At 68.5% G+C, this 14,785-nt stretch carries 16 protein-coding genes and 1 pseudogene; 10 read left to right on the top strand and 7 right to left on the bottom strand.

Translation table 11 applies throughout. The features are described from left to right. Positions 1 to 137: 137 nt before the first annotated feature. Both NON22_RS04980 and NON22_RS04975 read right to left on the bottom strand, forming a co-directional pair. Positions 138 to 920 (bottom strand): enoyl-CoA hydratase/isomerase family protein, encoded by a 783-nt coding sequence (locus tag NON22_RS04980; protein ID WP_257385824.1) that lies wholly within the window; start codon positions 918 to 920, stop codon positions 138 to 140. 25 nt (positions 921 to 945) lie between these two features. Beyond that, positions 946 to 1,146: a hypothetical protein gene (locus NON22_RS04975; protein ID WP_257385823.1), complete on the bottom strand. Its 201-nt coding sequence runs from the start codon at positions 1,144 to 1,146 to the stop codon at positions 946 to 948. On the opposite strand from NON22_RS04975, the gene bamJ reads away from it, so the two are divergent. Continuing rightward, the gene (gene bamJ, locus NON22_RS04970) at positions 1,145 to 1,828 is read left to right on the top strand and encodes a BamJ family beta-barrel-assembly machinery protein (RefSeq protein WP_257385822.1); all 684 of its coding nucleotides are present in this window, start codon (positions 1,145 to 1,147) and stop codon (positions 1,826 to 1,828) included. The two genes, NON22_RS04975 and bamJ, sit on opposite strands and share 2 nt — an antisense overlap. A gap of 60 nt (positions 1,829 to 1,888) precedes the next feature. Here the strand turns inward: bamJ and NON22_RS04965 are convergent, their stop codons facing one another. Then, complete coding sequence (locus NON22_RS04965; RefSeq protein WP_257385821.1) at positions 1,889 to 2,254, bottom strand: hypothetical protein; 366 nt, start codon at positions 2,252 to 2,254, stop codon at positions 1,889 to 1,891. 64 nt (positions 2,255 to 2,318) lie between these two features. Here NON22_RS04965 and NON22_RS04960 point away from each other — a divergent pair. Together NON22_RS04960 and NON22_RS04955 are read left to right on the top strand one after the other, a co-directional pair. After that, positions 2,319 to 3,124: pseudogene (locus NON22_RS04960) on the top strand (CoA pyrophosphatase). 154 nt (positions 3,125 to 3,278) lie between these two features. Beyond that, the gene (locus NON22_RS04955) at positions 3,279 to 4,127 is read left to right on the top strand and encodes a sulfurtransferase (protein WP_257385820.1); all 849 of its coding nucleotides are present in this window, start codon (positions 3,279 to 3,281) and stop codon (positions 4,125 to 4,127) included. A 42-nt stretch (positions 4,128 to 4,169) separates the two neighbouring features. Here the strand turns inward: NON22_RS04955 and NON22_RS04950 are convergent, their stop codons facing one another. Continuing rightward, positions 4,170 to 4,925, bottom strand: coding sequence for an enoyl-CoA hydratase/isomerase family protein (locus tag NON22_RS04950; protein WP_257385819.1), 756 nt, complete (start codon positions 4,923 to 4,925; stop codon positions 4,170 to 4,172). A 127-nt stretch (positions 4,926 to 5,052) separates the two neighbouring features. On the opposite strand from NON22_RS04950, the gene NON22_RS04945 reads away from it, so the two are divergent. Continuing rightward, positions 5,053 to 5,520: a copper chaperone PCu(A)C gene (locus tag NON22_RS04945; RefSeq protein ID WP_257385818.1), complete on the top strand. Its 468-nt coding sequence runs from the start codon at positions 5,053 to 5,055 to the stop codon at positions 5,518 to 5,520. A gap of 115 nt (positions 5,521 to 5,635) precedes the next feature. Beyond that, on the top strand, positions 5,636 to 6,184 hold the full coding sequence (locus NON22_RS04940; protein ID WP_257385817.1) for a GNAT family N-acetyltransferase: 549 nt from the start codon (positions 5,636 to 5,638) through the stop codon (positions 6,182 to 6,184). 19 nt (positions 6,185 to 6,203) lie between these two features. Here the strand turns inward: NON22_RS04940 and NON22_RS04935 are convergent, their stop codons facing one another. Both NON22_RS04935 and uvrA read right to left on the bottom strand, forming a co-directional pair. After that, positions 6,204 to 6,635 carry an acyl-CoA thioesterase gene (locus NON22_RS04935; protein WP_257385816.1) on the bottom strand — a complete coding sequence of 144 codons (432 nt, stop codon included), beginning with the start codon at positions 6,633 to 6,635 and terminating at the stop codon, positions 6,204 to 6,206. Beyond that, positions 6,635 to 9,484, bottom strand: a complete 2,850-nt coding sequence (gene uvrA / locus NON22_RS04930; RefSeq protein ID WP_257385815.1) for an excinuclease ABC subunit UvrA — start codon at positions 9,482 to 9,484, stop codon at positions 6,635 to 6,637. The genes NON22_RS04935 and uvrA overlap by 1 nt, the downstream gene beginning before the upstream one ends. 449 nt (positions 9,485 to 9,933) lie before the next feature. On the opposite strand from uvrA, the gene rplU reads away from it, so the two are divergent. From rplU to cgtA, 3 genes are all read left to right on the top strand, one after another. Further along, entirely contained in the window at positions 9,934 to 10,248 is a 315-nt protein-coding gene (gene rplU, locus NON22_RS04925; RefSeq protein ID WP_257385814.1) for a 50S ribosomal protein L21, read from the top strand. 18 nt (positions 10,249 to 10,266) lie between these two features. Beyond that, positions 10,267 to 10,524 (top strand): 50S ribosomal protein L27, encoded by a 258-nt coding sequence (rpmA, locus tag NON22_RS04920; protein ID WP_257385813.1) that lies wholly within the window; start codon positions 10,267 to 10,269, stop codon positions 10,522 to 10,524. 120 nt (positions 10,525 to 10,644) lie between these two features. Then, positions 10,645 to 11,694, top strand: coding sequence for an Obg family GTPase CgtA (gene cgtA / locus NON22_RS04915; RefSeq protein ID WP_257385812.1), 1,050 nt, complete (start codon positions 10,645 to 10,647; stop codon positions 11,692 to 11,694). Between the two features lie 106 nt (positions 11,695 to 11,800). On the opposite strand, the gene rpsT is transcribed toward cgtA, so the two are convergent. Then, the gene (gene rpsT / locus NON22_RS04910) at positions 11,801 to 12,064 is read right to left on the bottom strand and encodes a 30S ribosomal protein S20 (RefSeq protein WP_257385811.1); all 264 of its coding nucleotides are present in this window, start codon (positions 12,062 to 12,064) and stop codon (positions 11,801 to 11,803) included. 292 nt (positions 12,065 to 12,356) lie between these two features. Between rpsT and murJ the strand changes: the two genes are divergently transcribed. Next, positions 12,357 to 13,964, top strand: coding sequence for a murein biosynthesis integral membrane protein MurJ (murJ, locus tag NON22_RS04905; RefSeq protein WP_257385810.1), 1,608 nt, complete (start codon positions 12,357 to 12,359; stop codon positions 13,962 to 13,964). Between the two features lie 191 nt (positions 13,965 to 14,155). Beyond that, the coding region (locus tag NON22_RS04900) for a riboflavin kinase (RefSeq protein ID WP_257385809.1) at positions 14,156 to 14,785 on the top strand (630 nt) is incomplete at its 3' end.

The following is a 14,785-nucleotide window of genomic DNA, read 5'->3' as shown; positions in this document are numbered from 1 at the left end:
TGTGTGACAGGTTCTGGCGCCTGGCCGGCGACGGATCGCGAAACCGCACCGCTGCGCGGTTTCGGGAGGGCAGGGCTGTAACCTGCGTGCAACAACCCGCCCGCGGCGGTGAGGCCGGCGGCGGGCCGAAGGAGCGCTCAGCCGCCGCTGAAAACGGCCTTGCGCTTCTGCAGGAAGGCCTGGGTGCCCTCGCGCATGTCGGCCGTGGAGCAGCACAGCGCGAAGGCCTGGGTCTCGAACTCCAGCGCCGGGTCCATGGCGCAGTCGGCGCCGAGGGTCACGGCATCGAGGATGCCGGCCAGGGCGACCGGCGCGGCCGCGGCGAGCTGGTCGGCGATGCCCTGGACTTCCTCGTCGAGCTCGTCGGCCGCGACGACGCGCGTGAGCAGGCCCAGGGCCTGGCCGCGGGCCGCGTCGATCGGCGTGCCGAGCAGGCAGAGTTCCAGCGCGGCAGCGCGGCCGGCCAGCCGGGTCAGGCGCTGGGTGCCGCCGAAGCCCGGGATCACGCCGAGATTGATCTCGGGCTGGCCGAGGCGGGCCCGGTCGGCGGCGATGCGCAGGTGGCAGCTCATGGCCAGCTCCATGCCGCCGCCGAGGGCGAAGCCCTGGATGCGCGCGATGACCGGCTTGGCCGAACGCTCGATGCCGCGCATGAGATTCTGCCCGACGCGCGAGAACGCCTGGGCCTGGACCGGGCTCAGCGTGGCGAGCTCGGCGATGTCGGCGCCCGCGACGAAGGCCTTCTCGCCGGCGCCGGCCAGCACGATCACGCGTACGGCGGCGTCCTCGCGCGCGGCGCGGAAGGCCGCGTCGAGTTCCTGCAGGGTCTGCAGATTCAGGGCGTTGAGCTTGTCCGGCCGGTTGATCGTGATCTGGCGGACGGCGCCGCGGTCGCCGACGAGCAGGTTCTGATAGTCCATGGCGCAGCTCCGACACAAAAGAAGGTCATGGTAGCAGGGGCGTGCGGGCGCTGTTCAGCTCGGGAACGGCAGTCTGCGGCGGCTTTCGCGCGGAAAACCGGCAGCCGAGCGGCCGGTCGGCACGGTAGCCGCTGGCATGCGCCTTCGCTATCATGACCAGCTCTTTTGCGGCCGCCACGCCCGGGCCGGTCGATTTCTCGGCAGGTTTTCCATTGGAGGTAAGCATGAAATTGCGTTGGTCTGTCGCCGCAGCGGCGCTGCTCGCGACCGGTGTCGTCGTCGCGCAGGACACCACGAGTGAGAAAGGCAAGCTGAGCTACTCCATCGGCTACCAGATCGGCCAGGATTTCGTCGAGCGCAAGATGGACGTGGACATCAACACCATCATCCGCGCGATGCAGGACGGCTACAGCAAGAAGAACCCGGCCATCTCGCAGGAAGTCATGCGAGACGTGCTCGGCAAGATGCAGCAGAAGATGATGACCGAGGCCAAGGCCGAGTTCGACAAGATGGCCGCCGAGAACAAGGCCAAGAGCCAGAAGTTCCTCGCCGAGAACAAGGCCAAGAAGAACGTAGTGACGACCCAGTCGGGCCTGCAGTACCGCGTCATCGAGGAAGGCACCGGCGCGCGCGCGACGATCAACAGCGACGTGACCGTGCACTACCGCGGCTCGCTGTCCTCGGGCCTGGAATTCGACAGCTCCTTCGCCCGCGGCGAACCGGTGCAGTTCAAGGTCAAGGACGTCATCAAGGGCTGGCAGGAAGCGCTGCCGCTGATGCGCGTCGGCGACCACTGGCAGCTGTTCGTGCCGCCGGAACTCGCCTACGGCGAACGTGGCCAGCCGCCGCGCATCGGCCCGAACGAGGCGCTGGTGTTCGAGATCAAGCTCGTCGACATCAAGCAGTGAGCAACACGAAAAAGCCGCGCATCGCGCGGCTTTTTTCCTGGGCAGGACGGCATCGGCGGTCTAGGCGGTGCCGGCGAGTTCCTCGAGCGCGAGCTCCATCTCGGCCTTGATGCGATTGATCAGGCGCATGGCCGGTTCGGCTTCGGACGCGTCGTCGCCGATGCCGCTCGCGACGGCGGCGCCGCGTGCGATCAGGTCGGCTTCGGCGTCGTCGACGAATTGCGCAAGGTATACATAGCCGCGAGCCAGTCCTTCGCGCAGCTCGGGATGCTCGGGAGCGACCTCGTGCAGCAGGAAACGCAGGGCCGCGCGTATGCGATCTTTCGGATAGGGCAGCAGCGACTGCGGCAGGCCGTACACGCCCGGCGAGACGTGGCCGAGGACCTTGCCGTAATCACTGACGACCCGGGTGGCAAGTGCGAGCATGCTCGGCCGTTTCGCAGTTCAGGTTGTTGTAATCTAGCAACGTGATCGCCACATTCCTACGACGATGTTCTCAGTAAAACCGCCTGCCGCGATCCTGACGCCCTGTGTCGGCATCTGCGAGCTCGACGCGCAGGGCTATTGCGAAGGCTGCCATCGCACCGGCGCCGAGATCGCCGCCTGGCGCAGCCTCAGCGACGCGCAACGCCGTCATCTGATGTTCGAGGTGCTGCCGGAGCGGGAGCGGCAGCGATCATGAGTCCCGGCGCCGATCCCGGCGCGCGCCTGCTGGCTTCGCTGCGTGGTCTCGACGATCCGCCGTCGCTGCCGGGCTGGAACCATGCCGAACTGGCCGACCTGCTCGGCGCGAGCGAACGTACGCCGGCCGCCGTGCTCGTGCCGCTGGTGCAGCGCGGCGCACAGCGCTCGCTGCTGCTCACGCGCCGCAACGACGGCCTGCGCACGCACGCGGGCCAGGTCGCGTTTCCGGGTGGACGCATCGAGCGCGACGACGCCGATGCCGTCGCCGCGGCGCTGCGCGAGACCGAAGAGGAAACCGGCATCGCGCGCGGACTCGTGCAGCCGCTGGGTTTCCTCGACTGCTTCGAGACCATCAGCGGCTTCGGCGTCACGCCGGTCGTCGCCGAAGTCTCGGCCGACTACGTGCTCGCGCCGGATCCGCGCGAAGTCGCCGAAGTGTTCGAGGTGCCGCTGCGGTTCCTGCTCGACACGGCCAACCTGCGCCGCAGCGAGATCGACTGGCGCGGCCGCCGCCGCGAAATCTACGAGTACGACTACGAGGGACGGCGCATCTGGGGCGCGACCGCAGCCATGCTCGTGAATCTGCTGCGCCGCATGGAGGCCGTCCCTTGAGCGAAGTCCGGTCTCGTATCCGTGCGCTCATCGCATACTGCGGCGCTCGTCAAACGTTTCGCCGGACGCTTGCGCTGCCGCCATTCGGGCGCTTCCTCGATTCGAGTGGGTTCGAACAACGACAGTCAATGTCCGACTCGTGCAGAGGTTTACCATGTTCACGACCTTGATCTCGCCGCAGGAACTCGCCGAATTCTGCGGTTCGCCGGAGCTGCTGCTCGTCGACTGCCGCTTCGAGCTCGGCGACACGCGGAAGGGCGAGAACGCCTGGCATGCGGCGCATCTGCCGAATGCGCACTACGCGCACCTGGACCGCGATCTGTCGGATCTGTCCAAGCAGGGACTCGGCCGCCATCCGCTGCCCGACATCGACCGCTTCGCCGCCGTGCTGCGGCGTTGGGGCTGGCGGCCGGACCTGCAGGTCGTCGCCTACGACGACGCGAACGGTTCCACGGCGGCACGGCTCTGGTGGATGCTGCGCCTGATCGGCCATCGCCGCGCGGCCGTGCTCGACGGCGGCTATGCGGCCTGGTCGGCCGCGGATCTGCCGCTGAGCAGCGAGACGCCGGTGCAGGCCGGCGAGGCCATCGACCTGGCCTATGCCACCGACCAGATCGTCTATGCGGAAGAGCTCACGGCCGGCCTGCGCGACGGCGCGCTGCTGCTGCTCGATGCGCGCGGCGCCGCGCGTTTCCGCGGCGAGGTCGAGCCGATCGACAAGGTCGCCGGTCATATTCCGGGCGCGCGCAACCGACCGTTCGCCGACAACATCGACGCGTCCGGCCTGTTCAAGCACGCCGACGCGCTGCGCGAGGAATTCGAGACCGTCATCGACGGCTATGCGCCCGAGGCCGTCGTGCATTCCTGCGGCTCCGGCGTGACCGCGTGCCACAACCTGCTCGCGATGGAACACGCGGGCCTGGCCGGCTCGCGCATCTTCGCGCCGTCCTGGAGCGGCTGGATTGCCGATCCGGCGCGGCCGGTCGCGCGCGGCGCGGCCTGAGCGCGAATCGGCGCCGGCTCTCGTGCGCCGGCGCCGCGGGGATCAGCCCTTGGACTTGAGCTTCGCGACCAAGGCCTGCAGCACGTGCTGCGATTCGTCGCCGAACCAGCCGTCGACGTACTCCTCGACATTGAAGATCGTTTCCTCGTCGAAGCTGCCGGCGAGGTCGGCGCGGGCGATGCGCCGCGTGCCGCTCATGGCCTGCGGCGGCAGCGCGAGCAGTTCGCGCAGCCAGATCTGCGCACGCGCGACGACGTGGTCGACGTCGACGAGCTCGTCGACGAAGCCGGCCGCCAGCGCCTGCTCGGCATCGAGCATCGTGCCGGCGACCATGAGCCGCTCCGCGCGGTAGGCGCCGACGAGCCGGCGCAGGCCGCGCTGGATCGGCTCGGGCACGACCAGGCCGACCTGCACCTCGTTGAGCCCGATGCGATAGGCGCCGCGCGCCATGACGCGGTAGTCGCAGAAGATGGCCAGCACGGCGCCGCCGGCCGGACTGTGCCCGGTGATTGCCGCGACGCTCGGGATCGGCGAGCGCGCGAGCGCGGCGCAGGCGCCGAACAGATCGCGCCAGACCTGGGTCATGGCGTCGCGGTCGAGCTGCAGCAGCGAGGGCACGTCGAGCCCTCCCGAGAACATGCCGCTGCGGCCCGACAGGATCAGGCCGCGTGCGCCGTCGCCCGGCGCTGCCTCGATCGCCTCGCGCAGCGCGCGGATCAGTCCGGCATCGAGCGCATTGACCGGCGGGCGGGCCAGGCGCAGCTCGAGAATGTCGTCGTGGCGGATCAGGTCTAGCATGCGATTCTCCGGGGCGAGGGCCGTGGAACGCGGGTCCGCGACCTTCGGTCGCAGCCCGCGGCGGCGCGGAACGGGGGCGGTCGAAACTATCATAGCGACGACGACGGACGGCAATCGGGAGAGCAGGATGAAGCGAGTGCGTATTCGCTGGGCGGCCGCTGCCGTTCTCGCACTGGGCAGTGGCGCGGTGGAGGCGGCCGGCCGGCTCGCCGTCGACGATGCCTGGATACGCACGGCGCCGCCGGCCGCGAGCATGCGCGCCGGCTATGCGACCCTGCGCAACGTCGGCGACGCGCCGCTGCAGATCCGGCGCATCCGCAGCGATGCGTTCGGCGACGTCAGCCTGCACGCTACCGTGGTCGAAGACGGTGTCGCGCGCATGCGCGAGATCGAGGCGCTGCGCCTCGCGCCGGGCGAAGAGGCCGTGCTCGAGCCCGGCGGCAAGCACCTGATGCTGATGCAGCCGCAGCGCGAGCTCGCCGCCGGCGCGACGGCGACAGTGATCTTCGATCTCGACGACGGCGCGACGACGGCGACGGCCGATTTCGTCGTGCGCGACGCCGACGCCGCGGCGACGGAACACGTGCATCACTGAGCGGGCGCGGTCGCCGTGATCGCGGCGGCATGCGTCACGACAGGTCGCCGGAGCCGGGCGCAGCGCGTCACGCCGGCGGCCTGCTAGGCTCGGCGAAAACTCCGACGGTGCGCTCATGCAGCTTCGTGACGGCGATCTGATCGCAAGACCCTGGCAGGACGGCGACGCCGACGCGTTATATCGCGCCGTCGACAGTTCGCGCGCCGAGCTGTCGCGGTGGCTGGCCTGGTGTACGCCGGCTTATGGGCACGCCGAGGCGGTCGCGTGGATCGCCTGGTCGACGCAGGCCTGGCAGCAGCGCGGTGCGTTTCCGTTCGGCGTGTTCGACGCCGGCGGCGACATCGTCGGCAGCGTCGGCATCAACAGTATCGATTGGGAAAACCGGCGCGGCGCCCTGGGCTACTGGATCGCGACGGCGAAGACTGGCCGCGGCCATGCGCGCCGCGCGGCGGCACTGGCCGTCGACTTCGCGTTCGGCGAGCTCGGCCTGCAGCGCATCGAAATTCTCGTGCAGCCCGGGAATGCCGCGAGCCATCGCGTCGCGTCCGCACTGGGCGCGCGCTGCGAAGGCGAGGCGCGCAATCGCGTGCAGTTCCACGGCCGCGCCGTGACCATGGCGGTCTACGGACTGCTGCCCGAAGACCGGCCGCGGCCGGTCGTGTGATCGCCACGCGTCGGGACGCTCAGCGGCAGGCGCGGCGCACGGCCGAAGGCAGCGGCAGCGAGCGCCCGCTGGCCGGATCGATCCAGACCAGCACGACGTGGCCATCGGCATAGAGCAGCGCATCGTCGTCCTTCGCGACGATGCGGTGCGCGATCGTCAGCGAGCTGTTGCCGAGCCGCTGCACGCCGAGCTCCACGACGATGTCGGCCGGCCAGCCGAGCTGACGCCGGTAGTTCATCTGCGTCGCGGCGAGCACCGGCTTGAACGTCTCGCTCATCCATTCGCCGTCGAGACCGGCTAGCCAGACCAGCCGCGCTTCCTGGACCAGATCCAGGAAGCGCGCGTTGTTGACGTGGTTGAACGCGTCGAGATCGCCCCAGCGCACGCCGACCGGCACGCGGGCGAGCTGCTTGCCGGCGGCCGTCGCGACCGCCGATGCGTCGCCGGGCATCAGGCCGCTTCCTTCTTCTTGCCGTTGCCGCTGAGCAGCCGGGCCAGGAAGCGGCCGGTGTGCGAACGCGGATTGGCGGCGATCTGCTCCGGCGTGCCGGCTGCGAGGATCTCGCCGCCGCGATGGCCGCCTTCGGGGCCGAGATCGACGAGCCAGTCGGCCGTCTTGATCACGTCGAGGTTGTGCTCGATGACGACGACGGTGTTGCCGTCGTCGGCCAGCCGCTGCAGCACCTGCAGCAGCTGCTCGATGTCGTGGAAATGCAGCCCCGTCGTCGGCTCGTCGAGGATGTACAAAGTGCGGCCCGTATCGCGCTTGGACAGCTCGCGCGAGAGCTTGACGCGCTGCGCCTCGCCGCCCGACAGCGTGGTCGCGCTCTGGCCGAGCTTGATGTAGCTCAGGCCGACGTGCATCAGCGTCTCGAGCTTGCGCGCGAGCACCGGTACCGGTTCGAACAGCTTGAACGCGTCCTCGACGGTCATGTCGAGCACGTCGGAGATGCTGTAGCCCTTGTAGGTGATGTCGAGCGTCTCGCGGTTGTAGCGCTTGCCGTGGCAGAGATCGCAGGGCACGTAGACGTCGGGCAGGAAGTGCATCTCGACCTTGATCAGGCCGTCGCCTTCGCAGGCTTCGCAGCGGCCGCCCTTGACGTTGAAGCTGAAGCGGCCGGCGCCGTAGCCGCGCGCGCGCGCCTCGGGCACCTGCGCGAACAGCTCGCGCAGCGGCGTGAACAGCCCCGTGTACGTGGCCGGGTTCGAGCGCGGCGTGCGGCCGATCGGCGACTGGTCGATGTCGACGACCTTGTCGAACAGGTCGAGGCCCTGCACCTTCCTGTACGGCGCGGGCTTCTCGCTCGCGCCGTTGAGCTCGGCCGCGGTCAGGCGGAACAGGGTGTCGTTGATCAAGGTGGACTTGCCCGAGCCCGACACGCCGGTGATGCAGGTGAACAGGCCGGCCGGAATCTCCAGGTCGACGTTCTTGAGGTTGTTGCCGTTCGCGCCGAGCAGCTTCAGCATCCGCTTCGGATCGGGTTGGCGGCGTTTCTTCGGCACGGCGATCTTGCGCTTGCCCGACAGGTACTGGCCCGTCAGCGAACGCGGGCTCTTGAGCACGTCCTTGAGCGAGCCCTGCGCGACGATTTCGCCGCCGTGCACGCCGGCGCCGGGGCCGATGTCGAGGATGTGGTCGGCCAGGCGGATCGCATCCTCGTCGTGCTCGACGACGATGACGGTGTTGCCGAGGTCGCGCAGCCGCGTCAAGGTCGACAGCAGGCGCTCGTTGTCGCGCTGGTGCAGGCCGATCGACGGTTCGTCGAGCACGTACATGACGCCGACGAGGCCGGCGCCGATCTGGCTGGCCAGGCGGATGCGCTGCGCTTCGCCGCCCGACAACGAATCGGCCTGGCGGTCGAGCGTCAGGTAGTCCAGGCCCACGTCGACGAGGAAACGCAGGCGCTCGCGGATCTCCTTGACGATCTTCGCGGCGATCTCGCCGCGCCAGCCGACGAGGCTGAGGTTCTGGAAGAACTCCAGCGAAGCGTCGATCGGCATCGCGGTCAGCGCCGGCAGGTTGCTGTCGGCGACGAACACGTGGCGCGCGGAACGGTTCAGGCGCTGGCCCTGGCATTCGGGGCAGGGACGCGAGCTGATGAACTTGGCGAGTTCCTCGCGCACGGCCGGCGATTCGGTTTCCTTGTAGCGTCGTTCCAGGTTGTTGACGATGCCTTCGAAGCGATGCTTGCGCGTGATGTTGCCGCCTGCCTCGCTGATGTAGCGGAACGCGATGACGTCCTCGCCCGAGCCGTAGAGCACGGCGTTCTGGTTGGCTTTGGACAGCTTTTCCCACGGCGTGTCCACGTCGAAGCCGTAGTGCCTGGCCAGCGACTGGATCATCTGGAAGTAGTACGGATTGCGCCGGTCCCAGCCGCGCACGGCGCCGGCCGACAGGCCGTGGTCCGGATGCACGACGATGCGGCCCGGATCGAAGAACTGGCTGACGCCGAGACCGTCGCAGGCGGTGCAGGCGCCCAGCGGCGAATTGAACGAGAACAGGCGCGGTTCGAGTTCGGGCAGCGAGTAGTCGCAGATCGGGCAGGAATAGCGCGAGGAATAGAGGATTTCCGGCGTCCCGGGCGCGTCGAGGTCCGCGACCAGCACGAGGCCGTCGCCGAGGCGCAACGCGGTCTCGAAGGATTCGGCCAGGCGCTGCTTGAGATCGGCCTTCGGTCGGAAGCGGTCGACGACGACTTCGATCGTGTGCTTCTGGCGCAGCGCCAGCGGCGGCACCGCGTCGAGCTCGTGCACCGCGCCGTCGACGCGCGCGCGCACGAAGCCCTGAGCGCGCAGCTGCTCGAACACCTGCACATGCTCGCCCTTGCGTTCGCGGATGACCGGCGCGAGCAGCATGTAGCGGCGTTCTGGATTCAGCGCCAAGGTCGCATCGACCATCTGGCTGACGGTCTGCGCTTCCAGCGGCGTGCCGTGGTCCGGGCAGCGCGGCGTGCCGACGCGCGCGAACAGCAGGCGCAGGTAGTCGTAGATCTCGGTGATCGTGCCGACCGTCGAGCGCGGGTTGTGCGAGGTCGATTTCTGTTCGATCGAGATCGCCGGCGACAGGCCCTCGATGTGGTCGACGTCGGGCTTCTCCATGACCGACAGGAACTGCCGCGCATAGGCCGACAGCGATTCCACGTAGCGGCGCTGGCCTTCCGCATAAATGGTGTCGAAGGCCAGCGAGGATTTGCCCGAACCGGACAGGCCCGTGATCACGATGAGGCTGTCGCGCGGCAGATCGAGATCGATGTTCTTGAGATTGTGTGTACGCGCGCCGCGGATGCGGATCGTATCCATGAATGGGGAGCCTCTGAACGATCGGGGTATGGCTTTGACGGGGGCAGCTGCTGTGGACGGCGACGGCGACGCGGCGGCCGGGCGCCGGTCCGGCCGGTCCGCGGCGGACTCGGCCGAAACCGGCGGCGAACGGCGATCCGGCCCCGTCCGGGGACCGGGCTTCGGTGCAAGCGCGGAATTATGCGCCGACGCAGGGCGGCGGCGCGTGACAGGTGAGGGCGCCACGGCGGATTCCAATCAGGGCAGGGTTGAACCTATAAGATCGAATGCGGACAGAATCCGCCCTGTTTTGGGTTCCCCATGCTCGAGGCCGCCACACCGAGGTTCCCCATGCGACGCGACTGCTCAGGAATTGACCAGGACCGGCAAAGCGGCTATTCTCGCGCGCCCCAAAAAGGGACGGGCCCGACCGGGTCCGGTTTCAGCAGAATAACTACAGAGGAATTCCCATGTACGCAGTCATCGTCACCGGCGGTAAGCAGTACCGCGTGATGAAGGGTGAGACCCTCCGCGTCGAGCTGCTCAAGGCCGACGTCGACTCCACCTTTACCTTCGACCAGGTCCTGCTGGTCGGCGAAGGCGATTCGATCAACGTCGGCGCGCCGCTCGTCAACGGCGCCAGCGTCACGGCGACCGTCAAGAAACACGGTCGCGCAGACAAGATCCGCATCGTCAAGTTCCGCCGCCGCAAGCATTTCCGCAAGGAAACCGGTCATCGTCAGCATTTCACCGAAGTCGAGATCACCGGCATCAACGCCGGCTGAATCTGAGGAGTAGCAGTCATGGCATCAAAGAAGGGCGTAGGCTCCAGTCGTAACGGCCGCGATTCGAATCCGAAGTATCTCGGCGTCAAGGTCTACGGCGGCGAAGCCATCAATGCCGGCAACATCATCATTCGCCAGCGCGGCACCCAGTTCCATCCGGGCACCGGCGTGGGCCTCGGTCGCGACCACACCATCTATGCGCTGATCGACGGCAAGGTGGAATTCGCGGTCAAGGGGCCGAAGAACCGCCGCACGATCAGCGTCGTTCCGGCCTGATCCGCGGTTCACCGATTCAGCAGAGGCCCCGCTTCGGCGGGGCTTTTGTTTTCTGAGGTCTGCGGCGCTCCGTTGCGGGCCTGCTACTTTACGTTCATCCCACGCCGTTCCGGTCGCCCTATGAAATTCGTCGACGAAGCCGAAATCCATGTTCATGCCGGCAACGGCGGCAACGGCTGCGCCAGCTTCCGCCGCGAGAAGTTCATTCCGTTCGGCGGTCCCGACGGCGGCGACGGCGGCGCCGGCGGCAGCGTCTACCTGCTCGCCGACGAGAATCTCAACACGCTCGTCGACTTCCGCCACCAGCGCGTCTACCGCGCGGGCCGCGGCGAAAACGGGATGAGCCGGCAGATGCACGGCAAGGCCGGCGACGAGCTGACCATACGCGTGCCGGTCGGCACCGTCGTCATCAACGTCGACACCGACGAGGTCATAGGCGACCTGACCGAGCACGGTCAGCGTCTCAAGGTCGCCCAGGGCGGCGACGGCGGTCTCGGCAACATCCATTTCAAGAGCTCGACCAACCGCGCGCCGCGCAAGGCGACCTCGGGTTTTCCGGGCGATTCGCGCGAGCTGCGGCTCGAACTGAAGCTGCTCGCCGACGTCGGTCTGCTCGGTTTTCCGAACGCGGGCAAGTCCACCTTCATCCGCGCCGTGTCCGCCGCGACGCCGCGCGTCGCCGACTACCCGTTCACGACCCTGCATCCGAATCTCGGCGTCGTGCGCATCGACACCGACCAGAGCTTCGTGATCGCCGACATTCCGGGACTGATCGAGGGCGCGGCCGAGGGCGCCGGGCTCGGCATCCAGTTTCTGAAGCACGTCGCGCGCACGAGCCTGCTGCTGCATCTCGTCGACATGGCGCCGCTGGACGGCGAGACCGACCCGGTCGCCCAGGTCAAGGCCATCGAGGCCGAGCTCAAGCAGTTCGACCCGGCGCTGCTCAAGCGGCCGCGCTGGCTGGTGCTGAACAAGGCCGACCTGCTGCCGGAAGAGGAGCGCCTCAAGGCTGCGAAGGAGATCGTCAAGCGGCTGAAGTGGAAGGCGCCGTGGTTCCTGATCTCGGCGATCGGCCGCGAAGGCACCTGGCCGATCTGCCTGGAGGCGCAGAAGTTCTTCGACGAGCAGCGCCGTGCGCTGCGCGAGAGCGGGGAAGGCGCGGCCGGTTGAGTGCCGCGTCGTGACGCCAGCCGGCGGAACGTCGTCCGCCGGCGAAAAGCCATCAAAAAAGCCGGCTTGCGCCGGCTTTTTCATGCAGCTTTGCAACCAACGTGGATCAGGCCAGGGCCTTGATGTGGTTGGTCAGGCGGCTCTTGTGACGATTCGCCTTGTTCTTGTGGATCAGGCCGCGGCTGCCGTAACGGTCCATCAGCGGCTCGGCGATCTTGTAGGCGGCTTCGGCGCCGGCCTTGTCCTTCGATTCGATCGCCTTCACGACCTTCTTGATCGCCGTGCGCAGCATGGAGCGGGCACTGACGTTGCGCTGACGGCGCACTTCAGCCTGCTTCGCGCGCTTCTTTGCGGATTTGATGTTAGCCAAGGTAAGACTCCAGACGCACGGCTTTCGGAAAAAGACGGGCGAGTTTAAAGATGGGGGGCGGCGGAGTCAACTGAATTGAGTGTCGCGCCGGCACGCCGGCTCCAGGACGTCGAACTGCCGGGCTGTCGAAATGGCTCCGCCGCCGGCCGGCGAGGCCGATTAGCCGGCAGGTCGTGCATTGCCGCCGGTTCCGGCAGCTTCGTGCGGTTCCGGGCCCTTAGACTATGCCGTTCATGTCCGCGTTTTTGGTCCTGTGCTCCCGGCCGCGCTCTGCCCGGGATGGAGTCGCCTGTTGAAAGCCCCGACCCTGCTGCGTTCCCTGATGTCGTTCAGCGGCATGACCTTCGTCTCGCGCCTGCTCGGGCTCGTGCGCGAGGTGGCCATGTCCGCCGCGTTCGGTGCCGGCATGGTCACCGATGCGTTCAACATCGCGTTCCGCATTCCGAATTTCCTGCGCCGGCTGTTCGCCGAGGGCTCGTTCTCGCTGGCTTTCGTGCCGGTGCTGACCGAGGTCAAGGAAAAGCAGTCGCCCGAGGCGCTGCGCGAAGTCGTCGCGCGCACGGCCGGCACCCTGGGCGCAATCCTTCTGCTCGTGACTGCGCTCGGCGTGTTCGGCGCCGACTGGGTCGTGCGTGTGTTCGCCGCGGGCGCTGTCGACGAGCCCGAGAAATTCGCGCTGACCGCCGACCTGCTGCGCGTGACCTTTCCGTTCCTGCTGTTCGTTTCGTTGACGGCGCTGGCCGGCGCCGTGCTCAACGCGTTCCACCATTTCGCGCTGCCGGCGCTGACGCCGGTCATTCTCAATCTGTGCTGGATCGCCGGCGCGCTGTGGCTGGCGCCGCTGTTCGACATGCCCATCATGGCCGTCGGCTGGGCCATCTTCGCCGCCGGCGTGCTGCAGCTCGCGTTCCTGCTGCCGGCGCTGCGTCGGCTCGGCATGCTGGTCTGGCCGCGCTGGGGCTGGAGCCACCCGCAGGTCAAGCGCATCCGCCAGGTCATGCTGCCGACGCTGTTCGGCTCTTCGGTCGCGCAGGTCAACCTGCTGCTGGACACGCTGATCGCGTCGTACCTGATCACCGGTTCGCAGACCTGGCTCGGGCAGAGCGACCGTCTGCTGGAGTTTCCGCTCGGCTTGTTCGGCGTCGCGCTCGGCACGGTGATCCTGCCGAGCCTGTCGCGCCATCACGTGACCACCGACGCGGCCGCGTTCTCGCGCGCGCTGGACTGGGGCCTGCGCACGGCGCTGCTGATCGCCGCGCCGGCCATGCTCGGCCTCGTGCTGCTGGCAGAGCCGCTCGTCGCGACCTTGTTCCTGCATGGCCGCTTCACGCCGCACGACGTGGCCATGGCCAGCCTGAGCCTGGCGGCGCTGAGCTTCGGCCTGCCGGCCTTCGTGCTGGTCAAGGTGGTCGCGCCGGCGTTCTATGCCCGCGGCGACACGCGCACGCCGGTGCGCGCCGGCGTCGTCGCGATGGTCGCGAACATGGGACTGAACCTGCTGCTGGTCGGTCTGCTGTTCGCGCTCTGGCACCAGCCGGGCGATCTCGACGGCGGCTGGCTCGCGGCGCTGGCGCGGGTGCCCGGACTGCACGTCGCGCTGGCCGCGGCGAGCGCGCTGGCCGGCTATCTGAATCTGGCCCAGCTCTGGCTCGCCCTGGCCAAGGCCGGCGTCTACGAGCGCCAGCCGGGCTGGGCGCGGCATCTGGCGCGGGTCGGTCTGGCCTGTGCGGCGATGACCGCGGCCCTGCTGCTCGGCCTGCACTACGCCTCGGCCTGGACGCAGATCGCGACCTGGCAGCGCATCGCCGAGCTCGGCCTGCTCGTCGGCCTCGGCGCCGCGGTCTATCTGGTCGCGCTGTTCGCCCAGGGCTTCCGCCTCGGCGAGCTGCGGGCCCACTAGCGGCCTGTCGAAAAGTGGGCGCCTGCCCATTTTTCAGTCGAACGGCGCAATCACAGCTTGCGCACGTTCTGCGAGAATCAATCGCTTACGCGATCGACTCTCGTGCGATCCCGGTCGGGGATCGCGCGGGCAGGCTGTTTTCGACAGCCCGCCAGGCCCACGACCGGCAGCCAATGGCTATACTCGCGCCAATGCATACGCTGTCCCGCGACGTCGCCGGCCCCGTGCTCGCGCCGCGCGGCAGTGTGGTCTGTATCGGCGCATTCGACGGCGTACATCGCGGTCATCGCTATGTGCTCGACCATGTCTGCCGCCGCGCCGCCGAGTTGAATCTGGATCCGGCCGCCATCAGTTTCGAGCCGATTCCGCGCGAGTTCTTCGCCCGCGGCGCGCTCGCGCGACTGTCCTCGCCGCGCGACAAGATCGAGCAATTGTGTGCGGCCGGCATGCGCCGGCTGCTGCTGTTGCGTTTCAATGCGGCGCTCGCGGCGATGTCGGCCGAGGACTTCGTCGTGCGCGTGCTTGCCGGCCGGCTCGCCGCGCGCGAGGTGCTCGTCGGGCAGGGGTTCCATTTCGGCCACGGCCGCCGCGGGGACCTGGCCCTGCTGCAGCGTCTCGGCGCCGAACACGGCTTCGCCGCGCGCGAGCTGGCGCCGTTCGCGGCCGACGGCGAGCGCGTTTCGAGTTCGGCGATCCGCGGGCTGCTCGCCGACAGCCGTTTCGACGCGGCCGCGCGGCTGCTCGGCCGGCCGTTCGCAATCGCCGGCAAGGTCGTGCACGGCCAGCAGCTCGGCCGCCGGCTCGGCTATCCGACCGCGAAC

This window comes from Tahibacter caeni (assembly GCF_024609805.1).
Classification (GTDB): Bacteria; Pseudomonadota; Gammaproteobacteria; order Xanthomonadales; family Rhodanobacteraceae; genus Tahibacter; species Tahibacter caeni.
Note: the sequence above shows the minus strand (reverse complement) of the source record. Positions and strands in the feature narration are given on the sequence as shown.